The sequence below is a fragment of the Bradyrhizobium sp. BEA-2-5 genome (assembly GCF_032918025.1).
GTDB lineage: Bacteria > Pseudomonadota > Alphaproteobacteria > Rhizobiales > Xanthobacteraceae > Bradyrhizobium > Bradyrhizobium pachyrhizi.
In genome coordinates, this window is sequence record NZ_CP136629.1 from 5542547 (window position 1) to 5560543 (window position 17997).

Here is a 17997-nt window from a genome sequence, read left to right on the forward strand (position 1 = left end):
CATCAGCCGCCGATGATTCGCGACGATATACGCATCATGTGGGCGTGGAGCGAGTCGGCCATGAACGGCAGCGCCAATAGCATCGTGGCGAAGATGGCCAGGATCTTCGGCACATAGATCAGCGTCTGCTCCTGGATCTGCGTCAGCGCCTGGAACAGCGATACGATGACGCCGACCACGAGGCCGACCACCATCAGGGGGGAGGACACGATCACGATGGTCCAGATCGCATCGCGTGCGACGTCGAGGGTCTCGGGTCCGGTCATTGTTGAGTTCTCGCTGTCAGTTGTTTGCACCGTCGTTCCCGGGGCGATGCAAAGCATCGAACCCGGAACCTCGAGATCCCGAACTCGATGCTGCGCATCGCCCCGGGATGGCGTCGCAAGGGACGTCAGATAGGCATCTTCATGATGTCTTCATAGGCCGCGATCACGCGATCGCGGACCGAGACCAGCGTGGATACCGCGACGTCGGTGTCCGCGACCGCCGTCACCACGTCCATCACGTTGGCCTTGCCGGCGGCCATCGCCACCGTCTGCGCATCGGATTTGCGGCCGGACTCCATGACGCTGCCGACGGCGTCCTTCAGCAGCGAGCTGAAGGACGGGCCGGCGACGGCCTGCCCGGCCTTCTCGGCGCCGCCGCGCTCCATCATCTTGGCGAGGTTGGCGTAGGCGTTGGCGGCAACTGTCGGTGAAGCCATGATTTATGTTCCCTGTTCTTGTTGCGTCAGGACTTGAGGATGTCGAGCGTGCGCTGGATCATCCGGCGCGTCGCACTGATGATGTTGAGATTGGCCTCGTAGGACCGCTGCGCGTCGCGCATGTCGGTTATCTCGACCACCGAGTTCACGTTGGGATATTTGACGTTGCCCGAGGCGTCCGCCGCCGGATTGCCCGGCTCGTGCTTGACACGGAACGAAGACTGGTCGGGGCGGATCCGGCCCAGCGCCACGACCTGGGCGTCGAGCGTGCGATCGAGCGTGGATGAGAAGGTCGGCACCTTGCGGCGGTAGGGGTCGCCGCCCGCGGTCTGCGCCGTCGAATCGGCATTGGCGATATTTTCCGAGATCACCCGCATGCGTCCCGCCTGCGCGCGCAGGCCTGAGGTTGCGATGCTCATCGAGCGGGCGAAATCGCTTGTTCCATCTGCCATGGGATCCTCCTGCCGCCGTCAGGCGGGCTAACCCTTGCTCTAGCCCTTGCCGATCGCAGCCTTCAGCAGATGCAGGCTACGGCTGTAGAGCGAGGTGACGGCCGCATAGTCCATCTGGTTGGCCGACACTTTCAGCATCTGCTCCTCGAGATTGACCGCGTTGCCGGCCGGGCGGGTCTGGAACCCGCTCTTGCCGCGATCGTTGTCGAAGCTGTCGGGCGCCCCGGACGCCGCCATGTGGGTGGCGCTGGTCTGCATCATCGGCAGCGTCCCCACGCCGCCGCCAACCGTGGCGCCGGTCCTGTCGAGCTTCGGCTCGACCAGGTCGCGCGGCCGGAATTTGGGCGTGTCGGAATTGGAGACGTTCTCCGACAGGACGCGCTGGCGCTCCTGGTGCCACTGCATCTTGGTGCGAAGCGCCGACAGCACCGGGAGGTCGTTGATGGACATCGTCGCGGCTCCGTTAACCTCTGGGCTCTTCCGAGGTAGGCAGAATTTGCCCGGTGTATGGTTAACGGGTGGTTAAAATGCCGGACGGATCCGTGGAGAACGCCGCAACTGCAGCCTGCGAGCGCATTTTCGCCACGAATGCTGCGTTAACCAGCACAAACCAAGACAGTGTGGGGCACTGAGAAGTCGTTTTGGGACAAGCGATTCTTGGTTTATTAATAGAACAGTGGGCTGCAAGCCGCTGGGAATTAAGAAATAAGGCGAATCTCGGGCGCGATTCGCTGCGCAAACCGCACCTATCAATCCGCGCTCGTTGATGGCGAAAGCTGAGGAAGGCCAAGATGGCCGGGGACTCCAATATGCAGGTCATTACATTCGTCTTGGCATTCGTTGTCGTGCTGGCGCTGATCGGCGTGACCGCATGGCTCGTCCGCCGCTTCGCCGGAAACCGCCTCGGGGCCAACGCCAACCGCGGGCGCATGCCGCGCCTGGCCGTGATCGACGCCGCCGCGGTCGACGGCCGGCGCCGTCTGGTGCTGGTCCGGCGCGACAATGTCGAGCATCTCCTGATGATCGGCGGCCCCACCGACATCGTCGTCGAGCCCAATATCGTTCGCGCGATGCCCGCGCGCGATCAAATGTCGACCCGGCCCGCGGTCGCAGCCGATGCCGCGCCGCCGCGCGTGGCGCCGCTTCCGGATGCAGCCTGGAACGAGAGCGAAGCCGCCCGCTCCGACAATTTCGACCTTCCCGAGCCGGAGCTGCCGCCGCGTCAGACGCGGCCCTCCTTCGCCGACGAGCTGCGCCGGCCCCCGCCGCCGATCGCCGAGCGTCGCAGCGATCCGCTCGCGGGCTTCACGCCCGAACGCGGCGAGCCGCGGCCCGATCCGATGCCGCCACGCCTGCCGCCGCGCTCCGAGCCGGTCGTCCCGCGTCCGCCGCGCGCCGCCGAGCCGCCGAAGGCGCCGCCGCCGCTGCGCACAACCGAGCGCGCCGTGACGCCGCCGCCACCGCCTCCCCAGGCACCGCCGCCGGCTGCAACGCAGGGGCCTCCAGCTCCGCCGCCTCCATCGAACGCCGACGCCAATCTCGCCGAGATGGCGCAACGGCTCGAAGCGGCGCTGCGCCGCCCGACCGGCGCCGGCGAGACCGTCGCGCCGCCGGTTGCGCCCGAGGCGCCGCCGGCGCGCCCGCAGCGCAGCGAGCCGCCCGCCCCGCCCGCCGGCGGACAGAAGAGCGGGTTCGAAAATCTCGAGGACGAGATGGCCTCGCTGCTCGGCCGACCGAAGAATCCTTCGTGAGGCCAGGGGCAGTCCCGCGTAGAGTTTTTTTCATCGCTGTCCTGATCGCCGCCGGATCCCTCGCTGATCCGGCGATGGCGCAGGACATCAGCATCAATCTCGGCGGCGGCGCTGGCGGCGGCGGCGTCACCGAGCGCGCGATCCAGCTGATCGCGCTGCTCACGGTGCTGTCGATCGCGCCGTCGATCCTGATCATGATGACCTCGTTCACGCGCATCGTGGTGGTGCTGTCGCTGCTGCGCACCGCGTTGGGCACCGCGACCGCCCCGCCGAACTCGGTGATCATCGCGCTCGCGATGTTCCTCACCTTCTTCGTGATGGGCCCGGTGCTGCAAAAATCCTACGACGAAGGCATCCGCCCGCTTGTCGCCAACCAGATCGGCGTCGAGGATGCGCTCCAGCGCGCCTCCGTCCCCTTGCGCGGCTTCATGCAGAAGAACGTGCGCGAGAAAGACCTCAAGCTGTTCCTGGATCTGTCGGGCGAACCGCCGCCGGCCACGCCGGAGGAGATGTCGCTGCGTATCCTCGTTCCCGCCTTCATGATCTCCGAGCTGAAGCGCGCCTTCGAGATCGGCTTCCTGTTGTTTCTCCCCTTCCTGATCATCGACCTCGTCGTCGCCTCGGTGCTGATGTCGATGGGCATGATGATGCTGCCGCCGGCGACGATCTCGCTGCCGTTCAAGCTGATCTTCTTCGTGCTGGTCGACGGCTGGTCGCTGGTCGCGGGAAGCCTGGTGCAGAGCTACGGGGGGTAACGCCCTGCGAAACATTCATGGCCCGTCAGCTGGATCGGCCACACCGTTGCACTATCATGCGCCGCACCGCATCCAGGGAGCCGCGTCGTGCAGCAGCCATTCGACCGCGCCGCAGAAGATCTCGGCAACGCCATCCATCTCGAACATGTCAACGTGCAGGTGCCGGACCAGCGCCTCGCCACGCTGTTCTACGTCGCCGGCACCGGGCTGACCCGCGATCCCTATCTGATGGTCTCCGACAGCAACATGTGGGTGAATGTCGGCCGCAGCCAGTTTCATCTGCCGAGCGGCCGCCAGCAGGTGCTGCGCGGCCACACCGGCATCGTGATCGCCGGGCGGCAGGCCCTGCTGCAGCGGCTCGCCGCCGTCGCGCCCAAGCTCGAGGGCACCGCGTTCAGCTATCGCGAGCGCAATGATCACGTCGAGGCCATCTGCCCCTGGGGCAACCGGCTACGCTGCTTTGAACCGGACGCCGAACGGTTCGGTCGCATCGCGCTCGGCATGCCCTATGTCGAGTTCAAGGTGCCGCGCGGCACGGCCGAGGCGATCAGCAGGTTCTATCCTGAGATCATGGGCATCCCTGCCAGCGTTCTGAACGGCGACGACGTCGTCGCGCGCGCAAAAGTCGGCAAGGATCAGTATCTGCATTTCCGTGAGAGCGACGCGGCGCAGGGCGAATTCGACGGCCATCACATCCAGATCTACATCACGGACTTCTCGGGCCCCTACCAGCGACTGCGCGAACGCAATCTGGTCTCCCGCGAGGACAACCAGTACCAGTACCGCTTCTGCGACATCGTCGATCCGGCCGACGGCCGGCATCTGTTCACCGTCGAGCACGAGGTGCGCAGCGCTACCCACCCGATGTATCTGCGGCCGCTGGTCAATCGCAACCCGGCGCAGACCAACCGCACCTTCGCCAACGGCTACGACCAGGCGCCTTGGGCGATGGGGCCGGACCAGTACGACGGCCGAGCGCGCGCTCTTCCGCGTCACGTCATGATCCGCAAATTCCAGCCGCGAGACGACATGCTTCCCTCCCAGCGCCATCTGTTCGAGATTCCACGCGAGGTCTGCTACCTGAATTCGGCGTCCTACAGCCCGCTGCCGCTGAAGACGCTCGAGGCCGGCCGCGCAGCGGTCGGACGCAAGGGCCAGCCCTGGACCATCGATCCCGGCTTCGCCGGCCGCCAGCATGAGCGCGCCCGTAGCGCGGCGGCCCGCCTGATCAACGCCGCACCTGACGATGTCGCGCTGATCCCCGCGATCAGCTACGGCGTCGCGACGGTAGCAAAGGCGCTGAGCATTCCGCGCGGCTCACGCGTCATCGTGCTTGAGAATGACCATTCCTCGCCGGTCCTCGAATGGCACGCCCGCGCCGAGGCGCAGGGCTTCGTCGTCGACACCGTGCGCCAGCCCGCCGATGGCGACTGGACATCGGCAATGCTTGCAACGATCGAGCGGCCAGGCGCGCCGCCGGTCGGCCTCGCCTCGATCTCCTCGGTGCACTGGTCGGACGGCGGCATGATCGACGTCGACAAGGTGCAGGCCGCGCTGCGGCGGCACGGCGCAATGTTCGTGATCGACGCGACGCAGAGCGTGGGTGTCGTGGCGATGGACGTGACAAGGCTCGACCCCGACGCCGTGATGTTTCCGACCTACAAATGGCTGATCGGCCCCTACGGCCGCGCCTTCCTCTACATTGCAAAACGCCACCAGAACGGCGTGCCGCTGGAGCAGACCTCCAGCGGCCGCCGCAACGTGAATTCCGAGAACCCGGTCTATTTCGGCGATCTCGCCTATGTCGACAACGCCACGCGTTACGACATGGGCGAGCGCGATCATTTCATCACGCTGGAGATGGCCTCGATCGGCATGGAGATGATGGCGGAATGGGGCGCCGCTGCCGTCAGCGCGCGGCTCGCGATGCTCAACGAGCGGATCGCGGGCGGCGTGCGTGACCTCGGGCTCAACGTGCCGGCGCGCAGCGTACGTGCGCCGCACATCCTGAGCCTCGGCATGGCGGGCGGCATCCCGAAAGAACTGATCGCGCGCCTCGCCGCCGAGAACATCCATGTCGCGCTGCGGCTCGGCCGGATGCGGATCTCGCCGCACGTTTTCAACGACGAGGCCGATGTCGATCGCCTCGTCGCGGCCTTGACCAAAACGTTGCGCGGTTAGCTGGACTTGTGCCGCAGTCCGACGACGCCGAACAGTTCGATCGCTAACGCGACGGCCACTCCGGCCGCGCCGATCACGAACAGCAGCGCATAGTCGCCGCCGCTGCGCGCGAACAGCCAGGACAGGCCGTAGGCGCCCGCCGCCTGGAACAGCGCGAAGGTCGTGGTGGCCTGCGCCCAGGCTGAACGCTGGCTCGCCGCGGAATGCGGGATCAGCTCATGGATGCGACCCAGCACCAGCGGTACGATGCCGGGCGTGAAGCCGCCGACGATCAGGCTCGACACGATCAACGCGGCGGGCGAATTCGTCACGGCAGGCAGCGCAACCGCAACGGCCTCGATCAGGAACGCCGCGCGCAGTGCTGCGGCGAAGCCGGCGCGATCGGCGAGGTGTCCTGTGAGCAACGGTCCGACCACGGCGCCGAGGCCATACAGCACCCAATAGCGCGATCCCGCGGCAATGCCCTGGCCAAGGCCGCGCGCCACGAAGTCGACGATGAACACCATGTGCGGCACCAGCGCCACGGCGTTGAGACCATATTCCAGGCACAGCGCGATCACCAGCGGCGAGCGCACGCCGTGCGACACGACGGACTGCTCCGCAACGCCTCGCGCGGCGGGAGCTTCGGCGGGCCACGCCTTCCAGCTGATCAGTGTCAGCACCGCCGACAACGCGCCAAGACCGTACCAGGCTTGCTTGACGCCCTGCTGAAGCAACAGCGGCACCAGCGTGCCGGACGCGGCGACGCCGAGGCCAACGCCGGCGAAGATCACGCCGCCGATCAGGCCGCGCTTGCTCTGCGCGGTATGCGGCAGGATCGCCGTTGCCGCCAGCACCATGATCACGCCGCCACTGACGCCGGCGAGGAAGCGGAAGCCGAAGAACCAGATGAAGGAGATCGGCACCGCGCAGGCAAAGCAGGTGATCGCGGCGAGCACCATCATGCCGCGCAGCGCCCACACCGAGCCGATCCGCGCGCCGACATCGCGGGCGATCAGCGCGCCGGCGAGATAGCCGGCAAGGTTGGCGGCACCGAGATAGACCGCTTCCGCCGGCGTGAACCACTTTGCGGCGATCAATGCCGGGATCAACGGCGTGTAGGCGAAGCGCGCCAGTCCGAGCCCGACCAGCGAGGCGCACAGCCCCGCGGCCGCGGACAGCCACAGCGGCCCGCCGGCATCGCGGCGCGGCTCGGCGTGATGGCGCCGGTGGTGATCGACATTGGCTGACATGGACATCGCAGTAGGCCCTCCGGCCGTTCATGAAAAATGATTAGTTGCGATCGCAGCAATCGCTCGCAGCGATCACGGCTCACCTCTCCCGATCGGGGAGAGGTGCACATTCGGTTTGGGGAAAGCCTTCAGTGGGAAGATTTGGACGCCGCAGCTGCAGCGAGCTTCTTGCGATAGTCCAGCGCGGGCAGCCCGCCCCAACCCCAATTGTCGGTGTCGACTTCCTCGATGACGACGAACGTCGACTCCATGGGCTTGCCGAGCACGTCGCGCAGCAGCTCGCTGGCGCCCTTGATCAATGCAGCCTTCTGCTCCGGCGTGGTGGACGACGCACCCGGCGCCGTCACCTCACGCGTGACCTGGATGGTGACGATAGGCATGGCACTCTCCGGATCGTGCTCGTTAATGGCCGGCGCTCTGGCCGCCGTCGACATGCAGGATCTCGCCGGTGACGAAGCCCGCGCCTTCCAGGAACAGCACGGCGTCGACGATGTCCTTGGCTTCACCCATGCGTCCGACCGGATGCTGCTTGGCGAGGAAGTCGTGCGTTGCCGGCGCGTGCATCGGTGTCCTGATCACACCGGGTGAGACCGCGTTCACGCGGATGCCGCGCTTGGCGTACTCGATCGCGAGCGATCTGGTCGCAGCGTTCAGCCCGCCCTTGCTCAGCGAGGCCAGCACGGATGGCACGTTGGAATTGGCCTGATCCGCCAGCGTGGTCGTGATCTGCACGATGTGTCCGGATCCCTGCTTCACCATCTCCCTGGCGGCGCGGCGGGTGATGTAGAAGAAGCCGTTGAGATTGGTCGCCAGCACCTGCGCGTAGTCCTGGTCGGTGTAGTCCGTGAACGGCTTTGCGACGAAGATGCCGGCGTTGTTGACCAGCGTGTCGACCCGGCCGAAGCGGGCGATCGCCTGCTTGACGATGCGGTCGGCGATTTCGGGATCGCCGATGTCGCCTGCGACGGTCAGAACGTCGCTGTCGGTCGACGGCTTGATGCTGCGGGAATTGGCGACGACGCGCCAGTTGCGGTCGCGATAGCCCTTGACGATGGCCTCGCCGAGGCCCTGCGACGCACCGGTGATGATGGCAACCTTCTGCTCTGCACCCATGATCTCTCTCCATCTGTTGCTGAAGCGACCCAGTGCCGCTTCGATGGAGAGTAAGCTAGATACATCCGCTTTCCGCGCGAATGCCCGCTATTCGGCAGACACCCTTCCGCGGCGCGAACGAATGGCGCCGGCCTTGCTGGCCTCGCGCGACAGCCGCTCGAAATAGCGTTTCAGCCGAGGCGTCGCGAAATCGACGAAGGCGCGCACCTTGGGCACGTCGAAGCGGCCCTGCGGCGCCAAAAGATGCACCGGCAGCGGAGGATGCTCGTCGCCGGCGAGCAGGATCTGCAACCGCCCGTCACGGATTTCCTCGGCGATGTGATACGAGAACAGCCGGGTGACGCCGTGTCCTTCGCTGGCCGAGGCCACCGCCGCGCGCACCGTGTTGACGACCAGCCGCGGCGTGAACTGGACCGCGCGCGCGATCTTCGACTTCGCGGCCGGCGGGAAGCTCCAGGAGTCGAGCCCGAAATGCGTCATGGCGATGATCTGGTGCTTCGCCAGATCAGCCGGCTCGGCGATCAGCGGATGCTGCGCGAGATAGCCGGGCGATGCCGCGACCACGCGGCGCACCTCGCCGAGCTTGATCGCGATGAAACTGGAATCGGCGAGATGGGCGATGCGAAGCGCGACGTCGATCCCCTCCTCGATCAGATTGACCGCGCGATCGAACAGCAGGAGCCTTGCCGACACCGCCGGATAGTCCGTCATGAAGGCATCGAGCACCGGCCGCAGCACGTCCTCGCCGACCACGACGGGCGCGGTGACGGTCAGCGTGCCGCGCGGCACCGACCGCTCGCCGCCCGCCGAGATATCGGCCTCCTCGAGCTCGCTGAGGATACGACGGCATGCGGCTGCATAGCGCTGGCCGGCATCGCTCAGCTTCAGCGAGCGCGTCGTGCGATGTAACAGCTCGGCGCCGACATGATGCTCAAGGAAAGCGATCGCCCGGCTGACCGCTGCCGGCGAGCGCCGCAACTTCCGCCCGGCACCGGCGAGGCTGCCCTCGTCGACCGCCGCAACGAAGACCTTCATGGCGTCGATGCGGTCCATCGATCCCCCCGCTTCGCGGTCGCCGTTACTCCTTCACGTCATATTGCTTGCTGAGGTGGTCGCCGATCTGCACCAGCATCGCGACGCATTCGGGATAGCCGGGCCTCGCCGCCGTGGCGTCATTGGCGCTGGCGCGAAACTCCCAGCTGTCGCCGTCGCGCAGCACGGAGATATCGATGCCGTCGGGGCAGTCGGCATGGGCCCTCAGCTCGGCCCGCGCCATCGCGATGAGTTCGGCTTCGGTCTTGATCGGCTTGCTCATGTAACGACGTCCTCCCGGCGCTGTGCAACGGACGCCATGGTTGCCGATTTGACGGCAGGATGTCGAGAGCACGCGTGCGATCACAACCAGTTGCAATTGACAAAATGCTCGTCCCCGGCGAACATTTGGCAGGGTCGATACCACCCGCCGCTTGCACCCCGCCCCGGGGACGGTGAAGGTATCAAGCCATGTTTCAGGCTTCCTTTGCCCGCACGAACGGGTCAGCAACGCAAGCCCCTGACGCTTTCCGTTCGTCGATGCAAAGGTTGATCCCATGCGCGACTTTCGTGATGCCAAGACCATGGCGCAGACGCTACGCGATGCGCTCGGCGCCAAATCGATCCCCCTCACCCACAGCGACAGCCTGGAGCTGATCGCCAAACTGTTCGGCCAGCGCGACTGGAACACGCTGGCGGCGCGGATACAGGCCGCCGGCGGATCTGCCGATGTGCCGGCTTCCGCTCCGAGATCGCCGCCGGCCGCGGTGCGGCAAGAGATCGCAGTCGCTGCGGCGGTGCTCGACCGCTATGCGGGCTTCTACCAGCTCAGCGAGCAGGCCGTCCTCAGTGTGATGCGCGAGGATCACCACTTGGCTGTACAGCTCACCGGGCAGCGTGCCGTACCGTTCTTTGCGGAGAGCCAGACCGAGTTTTTAGCCAGGGAGGTCGACGCGCAGATCAGCTTCGTCATCGCGGCTGACGGTCAGGCGACGTCACTGATCCTGCATCAAAATGGCGACAAGCCGATGCCTCGCATTAGCGCTGCAATCGCGAAGCAGATTGCGAATCGCACCGCGGAGCGTGTGAAGAACCAGTCGCCGGCTCCCGGAACCGAGGCCGCGCTCCGCCGCCTGATCGAGGGGGTCGCCTCGGGACAGCCCGACTATGCGGACATGGCCCCCGCGCTCGCCGCGGCGACCCGCGAGCAATTGCCACACCTGCAGCCTTTCCTCGCCGACCTCGGCGCGATCGAATCGACCCGCTTTCTCGGCGTCGGCGCGCAGGGCGAGGATGTCTACAGTGTGCGGCACGCCGACGGTGCCTCGCATTGGCGGATCGCGCTCGACGCGAATGGGATCATCTCGACCGCGTGGGTGTCTGCCGGGCCGTGAGCCCTGCGTTGCTACGGCGCCGCGCTGGCGCGGCGCTCGCCCTTGATGACCGGCAGCGCGCTCACCGGCGCGACCTTTGGCTTGTCAGCCACCGATCCGGTGGCGACCGGATCGGGCAACGGCGCGCGGGCGCTGGCGTCGGGGAAGCGGGTCTTCATCTCGCGGATGAAGCCGTCGAGCGTGTCGACGCTGGCGGCCATTCGCGCGATCTGGGCGAATTCGGCGCTGGACGTCGCGACCGGCTTGCTGGCCGAGTCGAAGGCGAGCTTGTCGGCATCGCCGGACATCAGCGGCGCGTATTTCTCGCGGAAGCGCGACAGGCCGATCGAATCGTCCGCGAGCGCATAGCCGACGGCGGCGCGGATGATGTCGCTCTTCTCGACCGCGTTGAGCGGCTTGAAGTCGCGGAAACGGTCGCCGTAATAGAGCTCGATCTGCTCGGCGGACTCGCGCCAGCGCCGCGCCGCCCAGAAGATGTCGGAGCGAAGGCGGAGCACTTCGCGCCCGGAGACGTTGGAGACGATGTCGAGCGCGAGATCGTGGCGGCCGACGTCGCTCTGCGCGCGCGCTTCCAGGAGCAGGCGCTGCTGCCGGAGCTCGCCGGAGAGATCGGCGATCCGGGTCGAGCGCAGCGCGGCAATGGCGCGGTCGGGCTTGCGGTTCATCAGATAGACCATCGCGAGGCGCGCGGCGACCTGGGCGCGTGCCGCGCCTTCAAGGCGATGATCGACCTGGTATTGCAGGAGCTCGGCGGCCTGGTCGAGCAAGTCGACCGAGGCGAGGCGGTCGGCGAGCCGGCGGATCAGCTCGTCGCCGCGGCGGCCGATCGGCGTCAGCTCGCGATATTCGTAGAAGGTGCCGAGCGCATCGATCGGCGACATCTCGTCGCCCTTGGGGCCGAGGTAGAGCTGCACGAACAAGGCCGAGGCGGCATCCTGCGCCTGGCGCGATTCCGGCGCGTTCGGTTGCAGCCGGGTCGCGGCACGCGTCACCGCGAACGCGTCGGCATAGCGCGCCGTCTCGGCGTAGATCTTCGACAGCACATACAGCGTCTTCAGCTCGATATTGTCGCCGCGCCACAGCATCGACAGAAGTTCGAGCTCCTTCAGCACATCGTCGCGGCCGATCTCGCCGCGCTTCTGCTTGAGCAGCGTCTCCAGCAACCTGCCCTCGGCGGCAGCTTGGCGATCGGCCGAATTGGCGGCGAAGCGATAGTCGTCCAGCGCATCCTTGTCGTGGCCGAGCGCCTCGGCGAGCCGGCCGCGCAGCACGGCAACCGCGGGCTTGAGCTCACCGGGAACGCCGACCACGTCGAGATCGCTCTTGCGCCGCGCGGCGCCGGCATAGTCCTTGACCTCGAGCGAGGCGCGCATCGCGTCCATCGTCACGATACGCTGGATGTCGAGCGGCAGAGAGGCGATGGCGAATTCGACGTTCTTGAACTTCTCGCGCGCGTCCGCCCATTTGCCCTGACGCGCATAGGCGAGCGCCTTCCAGAGCTGGGAATCATGGCTGTTGCCGATCACGGGATTGGCGAGGTCCTTGAGGCCCTGCGCCGGCCGGCCGATCAGGATGCTGGCGATCGCATGCACCATCACCACCGACGCCGTCTCGCTGCCGCGCTTGCTCTCGGACAGGATCAGATTGGCGACACCATGGGCTTCCTGGTACATGCCGCGCGCCATGTAGAAATCGGCGAGATCGAGCCGTGCCTGCGGCAGCTGCTCCGCATTGGCCATCGAAGCCGCCGCAATCAGGCCGTCGAGCTGCTTGAGGAACGTGTCCGACTGGTTCTTGCGCCACTCGTCCGGATCGAACAACGGCTTCACCGCCGCGGTCGCGCGCTCGGCGGCGACGTCGGCCGACGACAGCGTCAGGCCGCCGGGCCGGCCCAGCATCACCTTGTCGGCGCCGACCTCCGCCTTGACGTCGTCGGCGTTGGGATGAACCACGACGCCGTGGATCGATTCCAGCAGCGAAAGCTCGACGAAATCCTGCCGCTTGATGATGCCGCGGGTCGGCGGCGGTGCGGTCACCACCCAGAGCGTATCGCCGGCGTCGGGATCGACCAGTTTGTGCAGCTGCCCGGGATTGGCGAGCGGCACGCTGACATTGGCGAGCGAGGGCTCCGAGATGTTGCGCACCACGCTGAGCGGCAGCGGCGGCTTCTGCACCCGGTCGGCAAAGGTCAGCGTCCAGCTCACGCCGCGCGAGCGGTCGTCGCTCTCGAGCGACGGCATCTGCGGCCGGTTGAGGCGGAAGCGCACCGCCTGGCCCTTCTCCAGCGCGATCCGGCTGACATCCGAGATCAGCGCGCCGCCCTTGGCACGGATCGGATCGACATCGATCGGCTCAGCCGTGTCGAACACCATCCACACCGTGTCGGCGCGGCGAAACAGCGCCGCCGGCGTCGCGGCGGGGAATGAGAACGTCACCCGCAAGCCGTCGCTGTCGCGCTGGGCTTCGACCGCAGGTTTGCCGACGGTACGGGCGTCCACAGCAGGCGGCGATGGCGCTGCAGCCGCCTTCGGCGTTTCCATCGCCGGCGCGGCGGCGACGGCGGGCACCGGCTTCGGCGCGTCGGTCACCGGCGCCGTGTTCTGTTCCGCCGCGGAGCCGGCGCCACCCTCGTGCGGCGGGTTCGGCACAGCAGCGTTCTCGGCGTTGGCCGCAGGTGCGGCCGCGATTTTCGGCAGCTCCGGATCGGACAGTTCCGATCGGGGCTGCTCCGTTTTGACGGGCGCGGCCGCCGGTTGCTCGCTCGTGGCTTGTTCGGGTTTGAGCGGTTCGGAGCGCTGCGGTTCGGACTTGGCAGGCTCCGACTTGGCAGGCTCGGACTTCGCCGGTTCGGATTTGGACTGTTCAGACTTGATCTCGATCTTGGCCTGCTGGGCGATGCTTTCCGATGTCACCGGCGCGATCGCCGCGGCGCCTTTCGGTTTGGCGCGCGGCGTCGGCAACAATGAGCTCAGCGAGGGCTTCGCCGCCTGCTGCTCGCTCTGCTGGAAGGCGACGTCGACGACGTAGTTCTTCTCGTCGCGGAACGAATGCACGTCGACATCGCCAATCAGCGATACATCGACTGCCGAGGTATCCGTGTCGGCGCGCGCGCTGATCGACGCGACATTCGGCGGGGCGGCGACCTTGGCATCGGCAAGGTCGAAGGTCAGGACCGAATTGAAGGACAACGTCAACTTCTGCTCGTTCAGCACCGAGGAGACGCTGACCCCGTCGGGCACCTCGAACACGAAGCGGACGAAGGTGGGTTGCACCAGCGCCCGAACGCGCACCGGCGGCTTCTTCTTGGCGGCGTCGGCGGCACGCTGCATGCGCAGCAGGCGCTCGGCGGCGCGGGCGCGCTCGGCAAGCTCGCGGATCACCTCCTGCGGCAGCGATGGCGGCGGGCCGGTCCAGCTGTCGGGCAGGAAGTCGATGAAGATGCGCTCGCCGGCGGTCATGGTGTTGATGGAGACGCGGCGCGCCAGCGACAGACGGATCGCCGAGCCGTCGGGATCGCGGCGCGCGGCGCCGACATAATCGGGCACGGCATCCTGCAGTTTCTCGACGGGGATATCGACCGGACGTTTGAAGCGGATCACGATGATCGAGCCGGCGGTCGTGACCTCGGACTCGACATCCTCCTTCAGCCTCAGCACCAGCCGGGCATAGCCGTTCGCGGCAGAGAATGTCGCCTCGCCGGGTACCGGGTCTTCGGCATGCGCCGCGGTCGAAAATGTAAGGGTTGTGAGCGCGAGGCCGCTGGCAAGCAGGCACAGACGCGCGGTCCGCGCCCAGGCGCGGCCTAGCGACCATGTTCCAGCGGCAGCCGTTCGCGCCATCTCGAAACGTTTTCTCGGGACCCCAGCCATACCAAGCGCGAAGCGCCCTCGCCCACGCCTCCCGATCTTGGATCGGGCGGCGTTAAGGACCTGTTAACGTCAACGGATTGTTTCGGACCGGCCCCGGCCACCGAATGGCGACCAAAAGCGCTCGGTTTGAAGCTGAAGCTTGTTCCGAGCGCCGCCGAGCGCCACAGCTGGCGGCGCGCGCTATCCTTTGGAGTCAGCCGGGAGCCCGCTGCGCGACTGTGACCGGACAGGATTTGTCCTTGCAACGAGCCTTACTCGGCGCTGCCGGGTACCGTGCGCAAATACGCCACGATGGCGTCGAGGTCATCGGGACTGATCCGGGCGTAGTAGTGGTATCCCATCGGTCGACCGAGACGGCTGCCGTCGCGGCTGACGCCGTCGGTGATCGCACGCTTGATCTCGTCGTCGCTCCATGCGCCGATCCCATTGGTCTTGTTCTGCGTGATGTTGCGTGAAACCGAGATTCCCCACGGCCCGGAAAATTTGACGCCACCCGCACCAAGACTGCTCTTGTATTCTCGTCCCCTCGGTCCAATCGGCGTATGGCACGCCATGCAATGCGCGATCGTGACGAGATAGAATCCCTTCTGCACCTTGTCGCTCATCATCGGTTCGGCGAATGGGTTCTCGCCGCCCGGCGGAACGTTCTCGACCTGAGGCACCTTGTAGATCGGATCGGGCACCTTGTTGTGGACCGGCGTGATCGTACGCAAATATGCGACGACCGCATCGAGATCATTTTCCGTCAGGATGTGATAGAAGCTGGTCGGCATGACCATCGCGGTATGCACTCCCTTTGGGGTCTGCCCGGTCCGCAGCAGTTTCTTGATATCGGCATCGCTCCAGCTTCCGATGCCTGTTTCCTTGTCTTGTGTAATGTTGGCGGCATGCACTGTGAACGGCGGCTCGTCCCAGTAACCTCCGCCCGAGAATGCCTTCTCCAAAACATCGCCGTTCGGTCCCTTGGGCGTGTGGCAATTGCCGCAAGCCAGAATGCCGTTGACAAGGTAATCGCCCCGTTTGACCAGTTCGGATTGGGCCCATGCCAGATTGGTGGTGGCGATGACGACAAGCATCATGAACAGGTTACGCATATCGGTTTCCTTGAAATTTCTTGGTGATCAAAAATTCAATTTCTGATCGGGCGCAGCTTCGCGTCCGGCACAAGAGCAATTCAATCAATCAACTCAAGCGGCGGTCCATGCGACCGCAATCACGGAAGGCCAAAAGTAGCGAAATCGCGCTCGCCTTCCTCGCGCCAATGCTAGACTCGCATCAAGCACTTTGGCAATGTCTGCGATGGCTCTGTTGCAACGGTCTTGGCGCCGTTCGGCGCGGATGTGCGCCGAGGCGCCACAAGAGGGGGCCACAAGCCGCCCTGCTCCGCTTATGCCGGCGAAGGATCGTGACCATCAGGCCGGCGATTTGCGGAAGGCTTGTGGCCTGCTTGTCCATTGCACCGGATCGGGGCGACTTGGCGAACTCGGCCGGACGGACATCGAAGCGGTCAAGCCGCCCTGTTGATTGGTAATGATGATTTATCGCAACGCGGAAGCAGCACTGCTGCCTCACTCGATTTCCGATTGTTCGGCAATAATTTCTTTTGAGGATCACCCATGCGAAAGCCACTATCAATTCTTGCTCTTTTAATGAGTGTCTCGATTGCCCAAGCCGGTCCGAAGGAGGACGCAGCGCAGCTCGTTGAACGCTGGAGCAAAGCCTTCGCTGACGCCGACCTTGACGGTATCGTCAGTTTCTATGCCCCGGAAGCGACCGTGATCGGGACGTTCGGCAAGGTCGTCATGACGAAGCCGGAGCAAATCCGCAAATACTTCGAAGCGACAATCCTCAATTCGCCCCCAACACCGTGGCGCTGCAAAGCGCAGAGACTTCTCCTGATCGACGAGAGGACGGTGGTGCTTGCCGGGTTCGACACCATCTCCGGCGTCATGAAGGATGGCCAGCCTTATAGCAGCCTCGGCCGCGTCACATTCGTGATCGCGAAGCAAGGCTCGGATTGGAAGATTGTCCATCTGCACCGGTCTCCACTCCCGAAAACCTGACGACAGACCCCGTCAGTTCGTCTTCGGCGTGAGCATCTTGCCTTCGATCTTGGGAAGATCGTCGGTCGAGGCCGATTTGTCGCCGCCGGCACGGCAATTGGCGACCGAGCGGTTCTGCTCCTTTGCTCCCGCGCCGATGGCAAAACCCGAGAAACTGGACACTCCCGCGATATTACGGAGGCTCGAGTGAGGTGCTCCGAATTCAGACCGTCGCGACCTCTCGCTCGCTATGCGCCGCTTGCCGCGTCTGCGTGCTCTCCCGAACCAGCAACCAGCAGAACAGGATGATGACCGGAGAACCAAAAGGCAGCGGCTTCACGACCGACAGTTGATAGAGGACAGGTAGGTAGAAGACCATCGGCGCGAGAAACGTCACGCCAAGCACCATTTTCGACCAGGCCGGAAAGCCGCCCCTCAACCATTCGCGGAGCATCCAGGCCAGCGGCAGCGCCATGATGAGCATGTCGTAGAACAGGCAGAACGGCGTAACCAGAAGGCAGGTGAGCACGATGATCGAGCGTTCAGTCGCAGCAGTGATCTTCTGACGCAACATCCAGATCAGCACACACGTCATGCCCAGCGCCACGAGGCCGTGAATGATAAAGGCCGTGTTGACGCCGGCGCCGAGCAGGCGCGCTGTCGCGTACACGCTCTGCAGCAATGAAAACTCGACGTCGCCGTTCTCGAGAGCCTGACGGGCCGAGTGAGAGACGTCGAGGAAGTTGAGCCATGTATTCAGGCCGAACAGCAGCGCGGACAGCACGACGAGCGAGATCGACGACATGCCTGCCCAGATCAGCGTGCGCCAGCGACCTGTGACGATCAGGGCGATCGGCACGGCCAGCGCCAGGTGCGGCTTGATCACCATCAGCCCGAGGATCGCGCCCGCGAGCTTTGGCCTCCGGTCCATGATGTTGAGACCGCACCCAAGGATCGATGCCGTCAGAAAGGCGTTCTGCCCTGCCACGGCATTAAGATAGACCGGCGCATAGGCGAGGATCGCGACCAGGCACCAAGGCGTTCGCAAGATGCGCCAGATCACCGCGGCGAACGCCGCCGCCGTCATACCAATGAACACGAACAGCGAGGCGAAATACGGCGCGAGCGCGAGCGGCAGGCACACAAGCAGCATCGTCGGCGGATAGAAGAACGCCTCGTAGCCCTCTCGCAGGTATGGAGCTTCCGCGAGCAGATGCAATTCGGGCACATAAACCTCGGCGGGATGGCCGGCCAGAACCTGAAGCGAGGCCGCCCAGAACGTCAGAAAGTCCGAGCCGAGCAGAAAATTATTCGCGCCATAGCCGCCATCGCGGTAAAATAGCAAAAGCGACCTCGCGAGAGTCAGCACCAGCACAATTGCGACGCCACTCACGTACAATCGGGCGCGCGGCGCGGTGAGCCATGGCATGTCTTTCAGCATTGGCAATTCCTAAAGCACCACCTTGAGACATA

At 65.4% G+C, this 17997-nt stretch carries 18 protein-coding genes; 5 read left to right on the forward strand and 13 right to left on the reverse strand.

The window, feature by feature from the left end:
- Positions 1-2: 2 nt before the first annotated feature.
- From fliQ to flgB, 4 genes are all read right to left on the reverse strand, one after another.
- Complete coding sequence (fliQ, locus tag RX327_RS26235) at positions 3-266, reverse strand: flagellar biosynthesis protein FliQ (protein WP_028180904.1); 264 nt, start codon at positions 264-266, stop codon at positions 3-5.
- A 125-nt stretch (positions 267-391) separates the two neighbouring features.
- Positions 392-703, reverse strand: a complete 312-nt coding sequence (gene fliE, locus RX327_RS26240; RefSeq protein WP_317247555.1) for a flagellar hook-basal body complex protein FliE — start codon at positions 701-703, stop codon at positions 392-394.
- Positions 704-729: 26 nt separating this feature from the next.
- Positions 730-1155 (reverse strand): flagellar basal body rod protein FlgC, encoded by a 426-nt coding sequence (gene flgC, locus RX327_RS26245; protein ID WP_317247556.1) that lies wholly within the window; start codon positions 1153-1155, stop codon positions 730-732.
- A gap of 39 nt (positions 1156-1194) precedes the next feature.
- On the reverse strand, positions 1195-1605 hold the full coding sequence (flgB, locus tag RX327_RS26250; protein ID WP_317247557.1) for a flagellar basal body rod protein FlgB: 411 nt from the start codon (positions 1603-1605) through the stop codon (positions 1195-1197).
- A 359-nt stretch (positions 1606-1964) separates the two neighbouring features.
- Here flgB and RX327_RS26255 point away from each other — a divergent pair, with 359 nt between their 5' ends.
- The 3 genes from RX327_RS26255 (at position 1965) to RX327_RS26265 (ending at position 5842) form a co-directional block, all read left to right on the forward strand.
- Positions 1965-2906, forward strand: coding sequence for a flagellar biosynthetic protein FliO (locus RX327_RS26255; RefSeq protein WP_317247558.1), 942 nt, complete (start codon positions 1965-1967; stop codon positions 2904-2906).
- Complete coding sequence (gene fliP, locus RX327_RS26260) at positions 2903-3661, forward strand: flagellar type III secretion system pore protein FliP (RefSeq protein WP_317247559.1); 759 nt, start codon at positions 2903-2905, stop codon at positions 3659-3661. Before RX327_RS26255 ends, fliP begins: the two co-directional genes overlap by 4 nt.
- Before the next feature lie 87 nt (positions 3662-3748).
- Positions 3749-5842: an aminotransferase class V-fold PLP-dependent enzyme gene (locus tag RX327_RS26265; protein ID WP_082190808.1), complete on the forward strand. Its 2094-nt coding sequence runs from the start codon at positions 3749-3751 to the stop codon at positions 5840-5842.
- Here the strand turns inward: RX327_RS26265 and RX327_RS26270 are convergent.
- The 5 genes from RX327_RS26270 to RX327_RS26290 all read right to left on the reverse strand — a co-directional run bounded on the left by RX327_RS26270 (position 5839) and on the right by RX327_RS26290 (position 9502).
- Complete coding sequence (locus RX327_RS26270; RefSeq protein ID WP_317247560.1) at positions 5839-7080, reverse strand: YbfB/YjiJ family MFS transporter; 1242 nt, start codon at positions 7078-7080, stop codon at positions 5839-5841. The genes RX327_RS26265 and RX327_RS26270 overlap by 4 nt on opposite strands.
- Positions 7081-7202: 122 nt before the next feature.
- Entirely contained in the window at positions 7203-7454 is a 252-nt protein-coding gene (locus RX327_RS26275) for a tautomerase family protein (RefSeq protein ID WP_050387622.1), read from the reverse strand.
- A 22-nt stretch (positions 7455-7476) separates the two neighbouring features.
- Positions 7477-8187 (reverse strand): SDR family oxidoreductase, encoded by a 711-nt coding sequence (locus RX327_RS26280; protein ID WP_317247561.1) that lies wholly within the window; start codon positions 8185-8187, stop codon positions 7477-7479.
- Positions 8188-8274: 87 nt separating this feature from the next.
- Complete coding sequence (locus RX327_RS26285; protein ID WP_317247562.1) at positions 8275-9240, reverse strand: LysR family transcriptional regulator; 966 nt, start codon at positions 9238-9240, stop codon at positions 8275-8277.
- 25 nt (positions 9241-9265) lie between these two features.
- Positions 9266-9502 carry a hypothetical protein gene (locus RX327_RS26290; RefSeq protein ID WP_050387620.1) on the reverse strand — a complete coding sequence of 79 codons (237 nt, stop codon included), beginning with the start codon at positions 9500-9502 and terminating at the stop codon, positions 9266-9268.
- Between the two features lie 274 nt (positions 9503-9776).
- Here RX327_RS26290 and RX327_RS26295 point away from each other — a divergent pair, with 274 nt between their 5' ends.
- Positions 9777-10613: a glyoxalase superfamily protein gene (locus tag RX327_RS26295; RefSeq protein WP_028337162.1), complete on the forward strand. Its 837-nt coding sequence runs from the start codon at positions 9777-9779 to the stop codon at positions 10611-10613.
- Between the two features lie 11 nt (positions 10614-10624).
- On the opposite strand, the gene RX327_RS26300 is transcribed toward RX327_RS26295, so the two are convergent.
- Together RX327_RS26300 and RX327_RS26305 are read right to left on the reverse strand one after the other, a co-directional pair.
- Complete coding sequence (locus RX327_RS26300) at positions 10625-14452, reverse strand: tetratricopeptide repeat protein (RefSeq protein WP_317247563.1); 3828 nt, start codon at positions 14450-14452, stop codon at positions 10625-10627.
- Positions 14453-14733: 281 nt separating this feature from the next.
- A complete protein-coding gene (locus tag RX327_RS26305; protein WP_050387619.1) occupies positions 14734-15576 on the reverse strand; it encodes a c-type cytochrome in 843 nt (280 codons plus the stop codon).
- Between the two features lie 522 nt (positions 15577-16098).
- On the opposite strand from RX327_RS26305, the gene RX327_RS26310 reads away from it, so the two are divergent.
- Entirely contained in the window at positions 16099-16545 is a 447-nt protein-coding gene (locus RX327_RS26310; RefSeq protein ID WP_317247564.1) for an SgcJ/EcaC family oxidoreductase, read from the forward strand.
- Positions 16546-16557: 12 nt separating this feature from the next.
- On the opposite strand, the gene RX327_RS26315 is transcribed toward RX327_RS26310, so the two are convergent.
- Together RX327_RS26315 and RX327_RS26320 are read right to left on the reverse strand one after the other, a co-directional pair.
- Complete coding sequence (locus RX327_RS26315; protein ID WP_160321822.1) at positions 16558-16707, reverse strand: hypothetical protein; 150 nt, start codon at positions 16705-16707, stop codon at positions 16558-16560.
- A gap of 40 nt (positions 16708-16747) precedes the next feature.
- The gene (locus RX327_RS26320) at positions 16748-17965 is read right to left on the reverse strand and encodes a glycosyltransferase family 87 protein (protein ID WP_317247565.1); all 1218 of its coding nucleotides are present in this window, start codon (positions 17963-17965) and stop codon (positions 16748-16750) included.
- Positions 17966-17997: the final 32 nt, after the last annotated feature.

Bases quoted from the DNA above. Each gene is read 5' to 3' on its own strand.
- RX327_RS26270 (WP_317247560.1), bottom strand. From the start codon at position 7,080: ATGTCCATGTCAGCCAATGTCGATCACCACCGGCGCCATCACGCCGAG.
- RX327_RS26290 (WP_050387620.1), bottom strand. From the start codon at position 9,502: ATGAGCAAGCCGATCAAGACCGAAGCCGAACTCATCGCGATGGCGCGG.
- RX327_RS26320 (WP_317247565.1), bottom strand. From the start codon at position 17,965: ATGCTGAAAGACATGCCATGGCTCACCGCGCCGCGCGCCCGATTGTAC.
- RX327_RS26300 (WP_317247563.1), bottom strand. From the start codon at position 14,452: ATGGCGCGAACGGCTGCCGCTGGAACATGGTCGCTAGGCCGCGCCTGG.
- RX327_RS26255 (WP_317247558.1), top strand. From the start codon at position 1,965: ATGCAGGTCATTACATTCGTCTTGGCATTCGTTGTCGTGCTGGCGCTG.
- fliQ (WP_028180904.1), bottom strand. From the start codon at position 266: ATGACCGGACCCGAGACCCTCGACGTCGCACGCGATGCGATCTGGACC.
- RX327_RS26310 (WP_317247564.1), top strand. From the start codon at position 16,099: ATGCGAAAGCCACTATCAATTCTTGCTCTTTTAATGAGTGTCTCGATT.
- flgB (WP_317247557.1), bottom strand. From the start codon at position 1,605: ATGTCCATCAACGACCTCCCGGTGCTGTCGGCGCTTCGCACCAAGATG.
- RX327_RS26295 (WP_028337162.1), top strand. From the start codon at position 9,777: ATGCGCGACTTTCGTGATGCCAAGACCATGGCGCAGACGCTACGCGAT.
- fliE (WP_317247555.1), bottom strand. From the start codon at position 703: ATGGCTTCACCGACAGTTGCCGCCAACGCCTACGCCAACCTCGCCAAG.
- RX327_RS26305 (WP_050387619.1), bottom strand. From the start codon at position 15,576: ATGCGTAACCTGTTCATGATGCTTGTCGTCATCGCCACCACCAATCTG.
- RX327_RS26280 (WP_317247561.1), bottom strand. From the start codon at position 8,187: ATGGGTGCAGAGCAGAAGGTTGCCATCATCACCGGTGCGTCGCAGGGC.
- RX327_RS26275 (WP_050387622.1), bottom strand. From the start codon at position 7,454: ATGCCTATCGTCACCATCCAGGTCACGCGTGAGGTGACGGCGCCGGGT.
- flgC (WP_317247556.1), bottom strand. From the start codon at position 1,155: ATGGCAGATGGAACAAGCGATTTCGCCCGCTCGATGAGCATCGCAACC.
- RX327_RS26285 (WP_317247562.1), bottom strand. From the start codon at position 9,240: ATGGACCGCATCGACGCCATGAAGGTCTTCGTTGCGGCGGTCGACGAG.